Source organism: Sphingobacterium populi (assembly GCF_001586775.1).
GTDB classification, from domain to species: domain Bacteria; phylum Bacteroidota; class Bacteroidia; order Sphingobacteriales; family Sphingobacteriaceae; genus Sphingobacterium; species Sphingobacterium populi.
In genome coordinates this window covers 93,286-108,876 of the sequence record NZ_LQXS01000002.1, presented here as the reverse complement: position 1 = coordinate 108,876, position 15,591 = coordinate 93,286, and the positions used below count along the sequence as shown (strand labels likewise).

Here is a 15,591-nt window from a genome sequence, read left to right as displayed (position 1 = left end):
ACTAATTTGTAAAGTCCCAAAAGTACTGCTCAAAGATTAAGCCTATTTCTGATTAAGATTAGAATATGATTAGAAATGCACGCCGCTTTCGCTTACGCCTTTAAAAACAGTAAGGTGACTGTCGTACCTGACATTCCAGAAGCAATTTTCATTTGTATTCCATGTAAAGAAAAAACAATACTGGCCATCGATAAGCCAATTCCTTTACCTTGATAAGCTCCCGTGTTTTGACCGCGAAAGAAGTTTTGTGTCGCCCGTTCTAGATCTTCTGCGGGAATTCCGATACCGTGGTCTACTATTCTAATACTCAATACTCCATTGTAATCATGTAGCGATAGATACACCGTTTGATTATCCGAATATTTGATGGCATTTTCAACTAAATTATTGATAGCCAATTCCAATAACTTATCGTTCCCGTGGATTTCTAACAATTGGTTGTCCTGCACATCGATATATACTTCGATCTGGGCGTTGTAGTACATTGTAGCATGTTCTACGACCTCCCATAACACCTCATCGATCCGCATCAGTGCAAAGTCAAAGTTCGTTTTTGCACCAGTTAGCAGCATCATATGATCTATGGTGGACTGCAAATCTTGAATATACTCATCCAACTGCAAGACCATCGCCTTGTATTCTTCCACCGATCTATCTTTTTGATTTGTCACCTCCAGCGTCCCTAACACCGCAGCAATTGGTGTACGAAGTTCGTGCGAAACATAATCGATGAAGTTCTTCTGAATATTAAATGTTTGGCTAATACGTTTGATAAATCGGTTATAACTTTGAACCAATTCATCGACCTCTTCATAACTATTATCTAGCGTCAATGGCGTGGTGAGGTTTTGATGGTCCCGGATATTGACTTGTTCGATAATTCGTAAAATAGGCTGATAAGCAATCTTACCGAGCCATCTTGAAAATAATAGAATAATCAGTAAGCTAGACAGGAATACCGCCGTGAGTATACCCAATAGCACATACATTAATTCATTGAAGCTTTCTTTACTGCTTCGCGTAAAAACCACAAAGTCGCCTTGATTATCAGGATAATATATACCAGCATAAAATGCGGTCTTAGATTCAAACACATGATAATCATCTACTCGCGTTTTTGCTAATACGCTTGGTGATATCAGCACATCTTGCTCCATATGACCATAGGCTTGCTTGTCGGTACTATCGTAAACAGCAATATTGGTCTTAGAAATTAATCGTTGTAATTCATTTTGCACACTTACGTGCTCGGCATGTGTTTGCTCGTCTTTTTCTAAATAATATACGGCCGCTACGAGGGTCGTATTTTGAAGATTTTTATATTCATTCTGGCGCGCCCAACGATAGAACAGTGTATAAATAACGACTGACGTTAAAACAAAAAGCACGCTGAAGATAACTAACGAATAATAAGAAAGACGTGATCTTAGCTTCATACAATCAGGTTTTAGCTTTTGAACATGTAGCCTATACCTTTCACGGTGTAGATGTATTTTGTATCAGCTGTTTCCAGTTTATTGCGCAGGTATGAAATATACACATCTACCACATTCGTCTGATTATCGAAATGAATATTCCACACGGCGTTTAATATTTGTAATCGACTTAGGGCCATATTTTTATGATCAACCAAATATTTAAACAACTTAAATTCTCGAGGAGATAGTTCAATTGCTGTACCATCCCTACTTACTTGGTATTGATTAAGATCAATTTGCAGATCCGCCACTTCCACAATGTTAGAGCGTGGCGTTGGCTGCCGTCCATGGCGTCGTGTCAATGCGTGGATCCTAGAACGCAATTCAGCAAAGTGAAAGGGCTTAGTCATATAATCGTCCGCACCAGAATCCAATGCAGAAACTTTATCACTCACTGTTTGCAATGCGCTTAGCATCAAAATTGGTACAAGATTCTTTTTATAGCGAAGCGACTGCACTAATTGAATGCCATCCATCTTGGGTAACATCACATCTACAATTATAAGATCCCACGACATCTCGATATAATGATCAAGCACATCTTCCGCATTTTTGGATAGCGTCACGGAATATCCCACTTCTTCCAATCCTTTAATGAGAAAGCTACTAATTCGGGTATCATCTTCAACAAGTAAGATTTGCATAGATCGATTGGGATATGGTTCACGACCGCAGAATGTTGCTCACGTACGGCAACAATTCACTTTGGGCTATACACGAAGATACTAATACAGGACGAAATAATACAAATATACCCTACCTTTGAAATACATACTCGCCAGTACATGGACATCTTCATCGAACAAGTAGAACGTTATCAGAAACTTTCCGCAACCAGCAAACAGGCTTTTTTGAAGATTTGCAAAAAACAGTCGGTGAAGAAAGGTGCTTTCTTACAACTTGCTGACAAACCCGCGAAATACATCTATTTTATTTTGGAAGGCTTAGTCGGATATTACGCCACGACCGAAAGTGGCGATGTGTGTTACAAAATGTTTTTTGCCGAGCACAGTTTCGTCGCGTCTACCGCCGCAATGATCAGTGGTATACCTAGTCAATTTGCCATTGTCGCGCTAGAAGATTGCGAAGTTATTCGATATCCAGGGGAAAGCTTTCGCCAGCTTTGCGACGCACGCCACGATATTGCTTTGTTTCACATGCATTATCTGGAAGTAAACTGGGTATGGAAAAAGGAGCCTATTGAAATCGCGCTTCGCAACAAAACTGCTAAAGAACGTTTTCGGGAGTTAGGCCATGAATTGCCTATGTACAACCGACTGAAAAAACTTCATATCGCCTCCTACCTTGGCATCACGTCGACACAATTAAGTAGAATCATTAAGGAGTCAAAAATCTAAAACCTCAACATTTGTATACTTTTTTGTAGGTACTACTTGCCACATTTGTCCTAAAAGACAAATGCAATGAGTATAACAAATAGACAAACCAGCAATCCAACGGAACTTTTTGATCCAACACCGTATGGATTTGCCCATAGTATCAAAGTCGAGAATCCAGCAGCTATCTGCTTCATATCTGGGCAAAGCGGTGGCACTGGACGTAATCACGAACTTTCGCCCGATTTCAGAACGCAAGTGCGCGCTGCCCTGCAAAATTTAAAACTACAGTTAGAGGCGCAATCTTTTGATTTGCAGGACGTGGTGAAAATTACTTTGTTGATCGTAGATCACAATGCAGACAAACTCGCAATTTGGAGTGAGGAAGCAGGCATGATGTGGGATAAGACTGCGCTGCCAACCAGCACACTCATTCCGGTACAACAATTAGCACTTAGCGGCATGCTTTTTGAAATCGATGCCATCGCGCAGAAAATCTAATTGAACACAATTTCAATTAAACGCTTATAAAGATGATAAAGGGAATTTACGAAACACATATACAGGTAAGTAATTTGGAGAAAGCCATTGCTTTCTACACACAAGTTTTGGGTTTAACAATTGGCCATGTAGAAGATGAACGGCGCGTCGCGTTCCTGTACATGCCCGCTAATGACAAAACTAGTATGCTAGGACTTTGGGAAGAAACCAATAATGTGCATACACGTCATTTTGCTTTTCACTGCGACAAAGACTTCATATTACATCAGGCTGTAGATTTTCTACAAAATCACAAGTTGCAACCATATAACTTTTTAAAAGATGGCTCTGTACAACCGATGGTCTTTTCGTGGATGCCTGCCATAGCGATCTATTTCAATGATCCCGATGGAAATTCTTTAGAGTTCTTAGCTTTGCTGGATGGCAAGCCGCAGCCAAACTTGGGCGTATTGTCGTACGAGGATTGGCTGGCGCAATCAGCATCATAATTCTATTATCTTTTGAGACGAAGCTACATATTTTTGTTCCATATTTTATTTGCGCATCTATAAATTATACGACATCATATATCAACACCAAGCACACTATTAAACACAAATAAACACCTATGAAATTCAATTTATTTTTATCCTTTACTACATTAGTGATTACTTTGTTGACAAGCTGCAACCGCCCATCAGCAGATGAATTTTTTCAAACCACGGTTTTAAATACGAATATTCTTAATGAATTTGCATCGGAACGTTTTGCCAAATCATTAATTGCGGAAACGGTTGAATTTCCGGATATACCAAGCACCAAGAATAATGGTGACGAAGCACAACAAATTGTAGACAACAAAATTGCTTACATCGAGCAGACAATAAAAAAGATCGAAGATAGTACAGCTCCAGATGAGGATGGCAAAATTATAAAGGAAAAAGCTTTGGATCTCTTCAAATTTGTGCTACCCGTCTATCAAAAAGAATATAAAAATCTGGCTATAATGTGTGATCAAAAGCAGGCAGAAAATGAAATCATGGCCGAGTCTGAAAAGATTATTGAAACATATGGATCGGCCTATGAAGAGAAATATGTTACTCTGCTAACTTTAGGACAAGATTACGCAGAGAAGCACCATCTAAATGTTTCTTTTGGAAATTAGGAACAGTAATAGACCATCATTTATTTAAAGATGAAAAACAACCACATCAACTACATTGAATTCAAGGCTCAAGATCTATCGGCTATTAAAGCGTTTTACAACGAGGCTTTCGCATGGATTTTTACAGATTACGGTCCTAATTACGTAGCATTTGCAGGAAGCGGCTTAGATGGCGGTTTTGAAAAAACTGAAGAGGATGTCATCAATGGGGCGCTAGTTGTGCTTTACCATGAAGATTTAGTTTTAGCAAAAGAGAATGTAATGCGAGCCAATGGAACCATTACGAAAGATATTTTTTCCTTCCCGGGAGGACATCGCTTTCAATTTCTAGATCCATCAGGAAATGAACTAGCTGTTTGGTCAGATCGATAAGCTATTTACTATCTCATATAGATGCTCTGGAATTTAAGTTTTAGAGCATCTCCATGTATTATTGTTCATAATTTAAGTCTTAATTGCTGCTAAACGTATTTTTCTACTCAATAGCAAATGTGCTACCAAGCCCAACAGTCCAAATGTCGCTCCTACCGCACAAACGCCTTCCCATTGGGCATATTGCCAAGCGATCGAAGCTAACCACGTGCCCATTGATCCACCAATGAAGTAAGAAACCATATACACGGTATTAAGCCGGTTTACTGCATCTGTTTTTAGTGTAAAGTAATCCGTTTGGTTGATAATATGGCTGCCTTGCACGCCTAAATCTAAAAGGATGATACCGATAATTAGTCCCCAATAAGTTTCTCCTGCAAAGTAAGTAAATCCCCAACTGCCTATCAAAACGAGCAATGAATACAAAATGGTACGATACGTACCAATAGCCGTTTGGAGTTTGCCCACTTTTGCTGCGGCCAAAGCTCCCACAGCGCCTGCTAATCCAAAACTTCCTACAACAGACGCGCCAACTTGGAAAGGCGGTTGCTCCATATGAAACACTAAAGTGGTAAATACGGCAGACATAGAGCCAAACGCCATAGCACCGCGAAAAGACGCCAACTGTAGAACAGGTTGCGTCCTTGCTAACTCAATCACGGAAAGCATCAATTGCTTATAGCTACCTTTAAAATTGGGATGTATCTCGGGAAGCATTTTGTAAATGATGAACCATACGAAAACCATGATTCCCGCTGCTATACCAAACATAGAACGCCAACCCCACCAATCGCCTACGATACCTCCGAAAAAGCGTGAAAGCAAAATTCCTAATAGCAAACCTGCCATCACCAATCCGATATTAGTAGATTTTTCTTGATCATTTGAAAGCTGTGCTGCGATTGGAACAAACAATTGTGGGATGACCGAAGTTGCTCCAATCAGCAAACTTGCTACATAGAGCATCCATAGTTCGCGAGCGAAAGTCATCCACAATAAAGCGGCGATCACCAAAACCAAATCTATTAGAATAAGTCGTTTCCGCAAAAGTTTATCGCCTAAAGGCACAATTAATAGTAATCCCAAAGCGTATCCTATTTGCGTAAGCACCGATATTTTTCCTGCCGCACTCTCCGAAACATGTAGCTCGTCTGCAATAAGCGCTAACAGCGGTTGATTGTAGTAATTATTGGCTACGACAAGACCTGATATGATAGCCATCAGCCAGACTAATGTGCGCGATAAGCCGACAGTTGTATTGCCTACAGCCAGATCTGTTTCCTTCATCAATTTAATCGTATGTTGTTTAAAACGATCATTACCAAATTTTCTGAGATAATGCTTTCAAGCGGCGGTAAAAAATAAGGCGGACCTTATAAAGGTCTGCCTTACTAATCTTATTAAAAAATACAACGTTACAAAACGCTGCGGAATGGATTTATTTTGCAAATGATACTGAACGAGTTTCCCGTATCACCGTTACTTTGATCTGACCTGGATAGGTCATCTCCGTTTGTATACGGTTAGAAATATCGGCTGCCAAAATTTCTGCATCCGTATCGTTTACTTTTTCACTCTCTACGACCACGCGCAATTCGCGACCAGCTTGTATAGCAAAGGTTTTTTCTACTCCAGGGTATGAAAGCGCTAGATCCTCTAATTCTTTCAATCGCTTGATGTAACTTTCCACAACTTCTCTACGAGCACCAGGACGGGCACCAGAGATGGCATCACAAGCTTGAATAATTGGCGAGATCATCGAAGTCATTTCGATCTCGTCGTGGTGAGCACCGATCGCGTTACATACTTCCGGATGCTCCTTATATTTCTCCGCCAACTGCATACCTAAAATAGCGTGTGGCAGTTCTGGATTATCATCGGGCACTTTACCAATATCGTGTAAAAGACCGGCACGTTTCGCATGTTTCACGTTCAGACCTAATTCTGCTGCCATTGTTGCGGCAAAGTTCGCTACCTCGCGTGAGTGTTGTAGCAAGTTTTGTCCGTAAGATGAGCGGTAACGCATACGACCAACCATCCGAATCAATTCTGGATGCAATCCGTGAATTCCTAAATCAATGGCAGTACGTTCACCGATTTCTACAATTTCATCTTCGATTTGTGAGCGTGTTTTCGCCACTACTTCTTCGATACGCGCTGGGTGAATACGACCATCCGTTACCAAACGGTGAAGCGATAAACGTGCGATCTCGCGACGCACTGGATCAAATCCAGAAAGGATAATTGCTTCAGGAGTATCATCCACAATGATTTCTACGCCCGTTGCCGCTTCCAATGCACGAATATTACGGCCTTCACGTCCAATAATGCGTCCTTTGACTTCGTCATTTTCAATATTGAAAATCGACACGGTATTCTCAATGGCAGATTCCGTAGCCGTACGCTGAATGGTTTGAATAACGACCTTTTTTGCTTCCTTGGACGCAGTGAGTTTTGCTTCGTCTACGATATCTTTTATCTGCATGATCGCCTGCGAACGCGCTTCTTCGCGCAGCGAACTTACCAATTGTTCTTTTGCTTCTTCAGCAGTCAATCCAGCGATCGTTTCTAGTTGTTTGATATGCTGATTCTTCAACGCTTCTACTTCTTCACGCTTTTTGTCATTGATTTCGATCATCTGCTCCAGCTTTTTACCACGAGCTTCGAGCTCTTGCTTATCGCGATTGGCATTCTCCAGCTTTTGGTTGAGCGATTGCTCCTTTTGTTTGATCGAATTTTCTTTTTGTGCAACTGTACTATTGCGCTGACTGACTTCTTTTTCGTGCTCAGCCTTTAATTGGAGGAATTTTTCCTTTGCTTCGAGCTGGCGTTGTTTTTTAACATGCTCAGCTTGTTTTTCGGCTTCTTTGACGATGCTTTCGGCCTTTTCATTAGCAGCCTGCTCCTGCTTCTTGAGTAGCATCTGCAACAGGTATCGTCCGATCACGATGCCTATTACGAGCGATATGATGATGGATATAGTGATAGATATATACATTTTATATAGAGTAAATAATTAAAATTCAGTCAAAAAAAACCGCAATTAAAAACCAGGTTCCATGTATTATTAAACTTCGAATTCACATGATTTGAGCGTATGATCATGACCTAGATGGCTTTCGCAAAATGGCCTACATCTTGTTTTGCTCGTGATATTGAAGCGTTAAGTTTAAAATAGTGACAACCCGAATTTAACTGCGGCAAATTCGTCGTTTTAAGCCCGTAAATAAAGAACGTATTTTTATTTATTAAAAAAATCAGTCAGCAATTTGTCTAATTCGTGTACAGATTGTTCAATGCCTTGACCTTGATCTTGCGCATTGCGTTCTGCTTTTATCATCCCTGTAGCATATTGTAATACACACATGGATAGCAAATCTTGCTTATCACGAACTGCATAATTGTCCTGCAATTCTTTTATTTTTTCATTGATCAATTTCGCAGCGTAACGTATCACCTCTTCTTCTTCCGTCTCTACGCGCAACGGATACACCCGGTCTGCGATATTTATTTTTATGGAAATGTCTCCCATTACTTTGAGCTTAAAAATGTATGCTATCCATGCTTCTTGCCTTTGGCTATTTCAGCAGATTGATACATTTATCTATTTCACGTACAAAATCGTTAATTTTTTGTTTCGTGTCAAGTACTTTTTCACTTATTGCCGCATCTGCCTCAGAGTTTTCAAAAGATTTAGCGACTGCCAGAGCTTTCACCTTCTCCTCCAATTGCTTTACTTTTTCTGAGCTTGTACCAAGCGCTACTTGAAGAGATTGGACCTCCAACTTCAACAAGTCATTTTCCTCTTGGTATGCTTCACACAATTGAATTAAATTTGTCGCCTTCTCGACGATAAGATTCATTTGCGCAGATAATGAAGCCATATTTTGCGATTATATCAAATGTTTTTCACTTAGCGCACCTCTGCGCCAACTTCCTTCTCAAAGTTAGTAATTAATTTTTGAATTACGCCATCAATTTGTTTATCCGTTAGCGTCTGATTCTCATCCTGAAGGGTAAAGCTAAGTGCATAAGACTTCTTGCCCACAGGCAATTTATCGCCTTTATATACGTCAAAAATTGCAACTTCTTTGAGCAATTTGCGCTCGGTTTTTTGTGCTAGCAATCGTAGCTGTTCGAATGATACCTTTTCGTCCAGCAGCAATGCCAAATCGCGCCGTACAGCCGGAAATTTCGAAATATCTTGAAATTTGATTGTTTGTTTCTTAATCATCTTCAACACGGCATCCCAATCAAATTGGGCGAAGAATACGCTGCGTTCTACATCCGCTTTTTTAAGATTTGCTTTGGATACTTCACCAAATTCCACAAGAATTTTTTCGCCCTTCTTGTAGGTCAGTCCATAGTTAAAGTACAAAGATTTGTTATCTTCCACGCGGATGCCATCAATGCGCAATCTTTTCAAAATGCCATCTACCACAGCTTTGATATCGTAGAAGTTTACAGAAGCTGCTGCATGATTCCATTGCTCCACCGCCTGCCGGCCGGTGATAGCGATCGCCAAATGATGTTTCTCTTGATATTTATCATCCACCAAATGATATGACTTGCCAAATTCAAATAGCTTCAGGTCCGCGCTCTTGCGTTTTTGATTGTAGGAAACGGCCGTCAAAGCAGAGAATAGCAAGTTTTGGCGCATGGTATCCAGATCCGTGCTGAGCGGATTCAACAACTTCACCGCCGTATCTACATTCTCAGCATATGCTTCCTTGCTCAACGAGTTAGACAAAATCTCGCGATAGCCATTGCCAATCAACAGATCAGCTACTTGATTCAAAATCACCTCACGATCAGGTTTTTGAACGGTATTTAAGGATGCTTTGATCTGTGTACCCAACTCAATATTATTGTAGCCGTAGATGCGTAATACTTCTTCGATCACATCGACTTCACGCGTCACATCAACCTTGAACGGCGGAACAGCCACTTCCAAAGCTTCTTCTGTCTCGTGCTCAATACCGATCCCTAAAGATTGGATGATCTCACGAATTTCTTCTTTAGGAATTTCTTTCCCGATTAACCGTTGTACATGGTTGTAAGCCACTTCAAAACGAAAAGCTTCCACTGGCGCTGGGTACAAATCTGTAATCTCCGAAGAAACCTGTCCACCAGCTACTTCTTGAATCAAAGCAGCGGCTTTCTTCAAGGCGATTACTGGCATGTTAGGATCGGTGCCCCGCTCAAAGCGGAACGAAGAATCTGTTTTTAAACCATGACGCTTCGCTGTTTTGCGCACGGTAACTGGATGGAAGTATGCGGATTCTAGAAATACATCGGTTGTCGTTTCGGTCACGCCCGATTCGGCTCCGCCAAATACACCGGCAATACACATTGGCTTTTCGGCATCCGCGATCACTAGATCTTCAGAAGTCAACTTGCGCTCCACCTCATCTAGTGTTACAAAGAGTTCTCCTTCTTTTGCTTTGCGTACCACGATTTTGTTTCCGGCAATCTTTGCTTGATCAAAGGCATGCAAAGGCTGCCCTAGGTCGTGTAATATATAATTGGTAACGTCGACCACATTGTTGATCGGACGCACACCAATAGTTTGTAATTTCTCTTTCAGCCAAGATGGTGATTCGGCTACAGTAATTCCACTGATATTTATTCCTGCATAGCGCGGCGCATCTTCTGTCGCAAGCACTACTACGGCTGTACCTTCCACTTGCGATTCTGTTACTGATTCAGTATTAATCGGTTGCAATTCTTTGCGGAAATATGCCGCCAGATCTCGCGCAACACCCAAATGAGAGGCGGCATCTGCACGATTGGGTGTCAGGCCAATTTCAAAACAAAAATCGTCTTCCATCTGGTAGAAGTCTTTCACCAACAAACCCGGAACGGTTCCTTCTGGCAATTCGACAATACCTGCGTGCGATGTACCTAGTCCGACTTCATCTTCACCACACAGCATCCCTTCAGATACTTCACCACGAATTTTTGATTTTGTAATCTTAAACGGCTCACCGCTGCTCGGATGGCAAACGGCTCCGGGAGGCGCTACGATTACTTTCAATCCAGCACGACAATTGGGCGCACCGCATACGATATGCAATGGCTCAGCTGCTCCTACATTCACAGTGGTGATTTGCAATTTATCAGCATTTGGATGGCGATCGCAAGTCAATACTTCACCAACAAGTAATCCTTCCAATCCGCCAGGAATACTTTGCACCTTGTCTACCGCCTCTACCTCCAGACCAATATCGGTCAGTATTAGTGACAGCTCGTCTGGTGTATACGGAGCGATATCGATAAAATTCTTAAGCCAATTATAGGAAATCTTCATGCTGATTCTTTTTTCGTGGTACAAATATAGAATTTTACGCTAAAATATGTAACCTACTCTTACCTTGCACAGCGCATAAATCAAGATTAATCCGTATTTTTGTTGCTTTATTTTTTATGCATAATCAAAGATGAGTATAGCGAAAACATACAGTCCTAAAGAAGCCGAAAACAAATGGTATTCCTATTGGAAGGAGAATGGATTTTTCCGTTCAGTGCCCGATGGTAGAGAGCCGTATACGATTGTGATGCCACCACCAAACGTGACAGGCGTGCTTCATATGGGACACATGTTGAACAATACCATTCAGGATGTATTGATTCGTAAGGCGCGTATGCAAGGCAAAAATGCTTGTTGGGTACCGGGAACGGATCATGCTTCTATCGCTACGGAAGCAAAAGTTGTCGCGATGTTGAAAGAGAAAGGCATCGACAAAAAAGACATTTCTCGTGAGGACTTTTTGAACTATGCTTGGGAATGGAAGGAGAAATATGGCGGCATTATCTTGAGTCAATTGGAGAAATTGGGCGCATCCTGTGATTGGGAACGCACCAAATTTACGATGGATCCTGATCTTTCGGATGCCGTACTCGATACCTTTATCAAATGGCACGAAGAAGGCTATATCTACCGTGGCGTACGCATGGTCAATTGGGATCCAAAAGGAAAAACCGCTTTATCTGACGAGGAAGTAATCCGCAAAGAAGTCAACCAAAAATTGTATTATATCCGCTATCAGATTAAAGATAGCGCAGATCATATCGTCATTGCGACCACTCGTCCAGAAACCATTATGGCGGATTCGGCGATCTGTATCAACCCGAACGATGAGCGCTACACACATCTAAAAGGAAAAACAGTACTCGTACCGATCATTAACCGCGAGATCCCCGTCATTTTAGACGAATATGTCGAGATGGATTTTGGAACGGGCTGCTTAAAAGTGACGCCAGCACATGATCTCAACGATTATGAATTGGGACAAAAACACAACCTGCCGGTGATCGATATCTTAAATGATGATGGTACGTTGAACGAAAAAGCAGAAATTTTCGTTGGTGAAGATCGCTTTATCGCTCGTAAGAAAGTGGCTAAGCAACTCGATGAGATTGGCCAACTAGAAAAAGTAGAAGATTATGTGTCGCAAGTTGGTTTTTCCGAGCGTACGGACGCAGCGATCGAGCCCAAGTTATCGATGCAATGGTGGTTGAAAATGGAAAAACTATCTAAACCAGCTTTGGATTATGTGCAAGATGGAACGATCAACTTGATTCCAGACAAGTTTTTTGCATCCTACAAACATTGGATGGAGAATGTGAAAGATTGGTGTATCTCACGCCAGCTTTGGTGGGGACAACGGATTCCGGCTTGGTACAACGACCGCAACGAATGGGTGATCTCCAAAACCGAGGAAGGCGCCAAAGAAGCCTTCGCAAAAGAAGGAAAATCAACAGAAGGCTTGCGTCAGGAAGACGATGTTCTAGATACGTGGTTCTCATCGGCTTTGTGGCCAATGTCTGTCTTTGATGGCGTTCGCAATCCGGATAATGCGGAGTTCCAATATTATTACCCGACCAACGATTTAGTTACCGCTCCCGAGATTTTATTCTTCTGGGTAGCGCGTATGATTATCGCGGGCCACGATTACACGCAAAAGCCTCCTTTCCGCAATGTTTATCTGACTGGAATTGTACGTGATAAACAAGGCCGCAAAATGTCCAAATCCTTGGGCAATTCGCCAGACCCAATCGAGTTGATGGAACAATATGGTACCGACGGCGTGCGCGTAGGTATGTTACTGTCTTCGCCTGCCGGCAATGACTTAATGTTTGACGTATCGTACTGTGAACAAGGACGGAATTTTGCCAATAAAGTATGGAATGCTTTCCGCTTGGTAAAAGGTTGGGAAACCACCGATAGCCCGGCAACTGATGCGCAAAAATTAGCCGCAAATTGGTTTGAGAACCGTTTCAATCAGGCTTTGGTAGAAATCGAAGATCACTTCGCGCACTATCGCTTATCCGACGCCTTGATGGCAACTTATAAATTGATTTGGGATGATTTCTGTGCTTGGTACTTAGAATTGGTCAAGCCAGCTTATCAAGCACCAATCGAGCGCGAAACATTAGATACGGTAAAAACGTTGTTCGAGCGTGTGTTGAAGTTAGCGCATCCTTTTATGCCTTTCCTTACCGAAGAACTTTGGCATGATGAGCTCTTTGGCGAGCGCACTGCCGAAGATTGTATTATCGTGGCATCGTATCCAGAGGTAGGTGCGATCGATGAAACACTTATCAAGGAATTTGGTACGGTACAACAGATTATTTCGGAAGTGCGTAACATTCGCAATTCGAAAGGAATCTCTCCTAAAATTGGTTTGCCTTTAGCAATTAATGCTACGCATATCAACTTCGAGCGCTACAGCGAAAGCATGATCAAACTGGCCAACATCTCGGAACTGACTTTCGTAAAAGAAAAAATCAGTGGTGCGGTAAGTTTCTTGGCTGGTAAAGATGAGTGCTATGTCGCGTTGGAAAATAATATTGATGTGGATGCCGAACGCGAGCGCATTACCAAAGAGATTGCGTATTTACAAGGATTCTTGGTATCTGTAGATAAGAAATTAGGCAACGAACGTTTTATGGCAAATGCAAAACCTGATGTAGTGCAGAACGAGCAAAACAAAAAATCGGATGCGATTGCCAAGTTGCAAATTCTGGAAGATAGCTTGGCAAGTTTGGGCTAATTATCGCAACACATAAAAAATCTCCCCGAATTGATCGAGGAGGTTTTTTTATGCTCTTGATAAAGGTTTTTTGAAGAGTTAGGAACTGCGCAAAGCCGCTGGGCTTTTAGCAGCAAAATCACAATACGAATGGAAAAAGAAGTTGAAAATTTGATTGTTCTGATAAAAAAAATCTAAAAAAATTAGACAATCATTTATTTGAAGAAGTGATATTTAGACTGAAAAACAAAGACTTAATAGCCTTCGATATTCTAGATTATATTTTCCATAACTCTATCATAAAAGATGAGATTTTACTATCAACTATAAAGAGTTCTTCAGAAAATCTTAAGTGTCAATTTGTTCAACCTCCAAGCAGTAGTGAAGAATTATTTCTCAACTTATCCTATAATAAGTTTTATGATTTGCAATCTGAAATCTATAATCCATCTTTTTGGGAACAATCTCCGATGTATAGGTTAGGCAGAATTAGTCAATTATTTTCAGTTTACGGAGAAATTTTAAATTACAAACCTATGCAAGATGTTTTAGAACAAATTGCGAAATTCAGACCTCCAATGGAATCTGAAATTTCATGGAAATTATTCAAGTTTATAAGAAATATATTAGCGCATTTTCCATTTTTTGATAGTTGGGAAGAAATTTGGATAAATAAGGCTTTAATAAACTGGAATAAAAAAGACCAAACTATTGACAAATTTTTAGAAAAATTTAATGGCCGTAATAGTGTAAAATATAGATATAAAGAAAAAAACAAGAAAGAATTCAATTACGCTACTATTAGTTTCCCTGAAACTTACGATAATAATAAGATCTACTTGAAGGACATAGTTAGTGAGAAAGATGGGGTAAAACTTGCAATTGTAATGATGTTAAGAGTAATAAATACACAAGTTATTTCAATAAAATAAACACTGGTGCCAACATCGGCTCGGCAAAATGGCGGCTTACTTGCTAAAATTTATCCATTACAACATCAATTTTCACAAACAAAAAAGCCTCGCCGATTAACTCGGCGAGCTTTTTACATCAAGTCAAGGCATTTACCTTGACGTAAAATACGCCAAAAGCGCCACCAGCGCACCGCCAATAATGATGATCCATTTATTCACACCACCACCATGCGCTCCTTCTTGGCTTCGATACTTATAGTCTCTTTTATATTTATCCAAATCCATGTTTTCCTCCTTTATTATATGATGAAATAAACAATCAATTTCCATAAAATTTATTCGTGATGATACGGCTCACCTCGCATAATCGAAAATGCGCGGTACAGTTGCTCCACAAAAAATAAGCGGATCATCTGATGGGAAAAAGTCATCTTTGATAAAGACAACAATCCGTTGGCACGCTGATACACCCGATCACTAAATCCGTATGGCCCGCCAATCACGACAACCATGTGCTGTACATTACTAACCATGTTTTTGTCCAGAAGTTTTGAAAAATCTACTGAACGGTATTGCTGCCCTTTTTCATCAAGCAACATCAGCGTATCCGAATTATCTACTTGTTTCAGTATCAATTCGCCCTCTTTTTCCTTTTGCTGCTCCTGACTTAGGTTTTTGCTGTTTTTAATATCAGGAATCACGGTGATATTAAACTTAACGTAATGAATCAACCGCTTGGTATATTTTGCGATACCTTCCTCAATATATTTCTCGTCCGTTTTCCCTACGCATACCAGCGTTACTTTCATG

16 protein-coding genes are annotated in these 15,591 nt (G+C 40.8%); 7 read left to right on the top strand and 9 right to left on the bottom strand.

Annotated features, from left to right (window positions below; genetic code table 11):
• Positions 1-92 precede the first annotated feature (92 nt).
• On the bottom strand, positions 93-1,436 hold the full coding sequence (locus tag A0125_RS04785; protein ID WP_082784906.1) for a sensor histidine kinase: 1,344 nt from the start codon (positions 1,434-1,436) through the stop codon (positions 93-95).
• 11 nt (positions 1,437-1,447) lie between these two features.
• Positions 1,448-2,122 carry a response regulator transcription factor gene (locus A0125_RS04780; RefSeq protein ID WP_066753007.1) on the bottom strand — a complete coding sequence of 225 codons (675 nt, stop codon included), beginning with the start codon at positions 2,120-2,122 and terminating at the stop codon, positions 1,448-1,450.
• Positions 2,123-2,263: 141 nt separating this feature from the next.
• On the opposite strand from A0125_RS04780, the gene A0125_RS04775 reads away from it, so the two are divergent.
• The 5 genes from A0125_RS04775 to A0125_RS04755 all read left to right on the top strand — a co-directional run bounded on the left by A0125_RS04775 (position 2,264) and on the right by A0125_RS04755 (position 4,832).
• Entirely contained in the window at positions 2,264-2,836 is a 573-nt protein-coding gene (locus A0125_RS04775) for a Crp/Fnr family transcriptional regulator (protein WP_066753004.1), read from the top strand.
• A 66-nt stretch (positions 2,837-2,902) separates the two neighbouring features.
• Complete coding sequence (locus tag A0125_RS04770; RefSeq protein WP_066753002.1) at positions 2,903-3,316, top strand: RidA family protein; 414 nt, start codon at positions 2,903-2,905, stop codon at positions 3,314-3,316.
• A 32-nt stretch (positions 3,317-3,348) separates the two neighbouring features.
• Positions 3,349-3,804 carry a VOC family protein gene (locus tag A0125_RS04765; RefSeq protein ID WP_066752998.1) on the top strand — a complete coding sequence of 152 codons (456 nt, stop codon included), beginning with the start codon at positions 3,349-3,351 and terminating at the stop codon, positions 3,802-3,804.
• A 119-nt stretch (positions 3,805-3,923) separates the two neighbouring features.
• Positions 3,924-4,460: a hypothetical protein gene (locus A0125_RS04760; RefSeq protein WP_066752996.1), complete on the top strand. Its 537-nt coding sequence runs from the start codon at positions 3,924-3,926 to the stop codon at positions 4,458-4,460.
• A 30-nt stretch (positions 4,461-4,490) separates the two neighbouring features.
• Complete coding sequence (locus tag A0125_RS04755; RefSeq protein WP_066752994.1) at positions 4,491-4,832, top strand: VOC family protein; 342 nt, start codon at positions 4,491-4,493, stop codon at positions 4,830-4,832.
• 72 nt (positions 4,833-4,904) lie between these two features.
• On the opposite strand, the gene A0125_RS04750 is transcribed toward A0125_RS04755, so the two are convergent.
• The 5 genes from A0125_RS04750 to pheT form a co-directional block, all read right to left on the bottom strand.
• Positions 4,905-6,119: an MFS transporter gene (locus tag A0125_RS04750; protein WP_066752992.1), complete on the bottom strand. Its 1,215-nt coding sequence runs from the start codon at positions 6,117-6,119 to the stop codon at positions 4,905-4,907.
• A 151-nt stretch (positions 6,120-6,270) separates the two neighbouring features.
• The gene (gene rny / locus A0125_RS04745; RefSeq protein ID WP_066752990.1) at positions 6,271-7,830 is read right to left on the bottom strand and encodes a ribonuclease Y; all 1,560 of its coding nucleotides are present in this window, start codon (positions 7,828-7,830) and stop codon (positions 6,271-6,273) included.
• Positions 7,831-8,073: 243 nt separating this feature from the next.
• Entirely contained in the window at positions 8,074-8,364 is a 291-nt protein-coding gene (locus tag A0125_RS04740; RefSeq protein WP_066752987.1) for a cell division protein ZapA, read from the bottom strand.
• Positions 8,365-8,410: 46 nt separating this feature from the next.
• A complete protein-coding gene (locus tag A0125_RS04735; protein ID WP_066752983.1) occupies positions 8,411-8,716 on the bottom strand; it encodes a clamp-binding protein CrfC in 306 nt (101 codons plus the stop codon).
• Positions 8,717-8,745: 29 nt separating this feature from the next.
• Positions 8,746-11,142 carry a phenylalanine--tRNA ligase subunit beta gene (gene pheT / locus A0125_RS04730; protein ID WP_066752980.1) on the bottom strand — a complete coding sequence of 799 codons (2,397 nt, stop codon included), beginning with the start codon at positions 11,140-11,142 and terminating at the stop codon, positions 8,746-8,748.
• Positions 11,143-11,272: 130 nt separating this feature from the next.
• Here pheT and A0125_RS04725 point away from each other — a divergent pair, with 130 nt between their 5' ends.
• Positions 11,273-13,888 (top strand): valine--tRNA ligase, encoded by a 2,616-nt coding sequence (locus A0125_RS04725; protein ID WP_066752977.1) that lies wholly within the window; start codon positions 11,273-11,275, stop codon positions 13,886-13,888.
• A gap of 206 nt (positions 13,889-14,094) precedes the next feature.
• Positions 14,095-14,799 (top strand): hypothetical protein, encoded by a 705-nt coding sequence (locus A0125_RS04720; RefSeq protein WP_197464790.1) that lies wholly within the window; start codon positions 14,095-14,097, stop codon positions 14,797-14,799.
• Between the two features lie 132 nt (positions 14,800-14,931).
• Here A0125_RS04720 and A0125_RS16335 read toward each other — a convergent pair whose 3' ends face one another.
• Together A0125_RS16335 and rlmH are read right to left on the bottom strand one after the other, a co-directional pair.
• Complete coding sequence (locus A0125_RS16335) at positions 14,932-15,066, bottom strand: hypothetical protein (protein ID WP_262507275.1); 135 nt, start codon at positions 15,064-15,066, stop codon at positions 14,932-14,934.
• 50 nt (positions 15,067-15,116) lie between these two features.
• Positions 15,117-15,590 (bottom strand): 23S rRNA (pseudouridine(1915)-N(3))-methyltransferase RlmH, encoded by a 474-nt coding sequence (gene rlmH, locus A0125_RS04715; protein WP_066752974.1) that lies wholly within the window; start codon positions 15,588-15,590, stop codon positions 15,117-15,119.
• Position 15,591 lies beyond the last annotated feature (1 nt).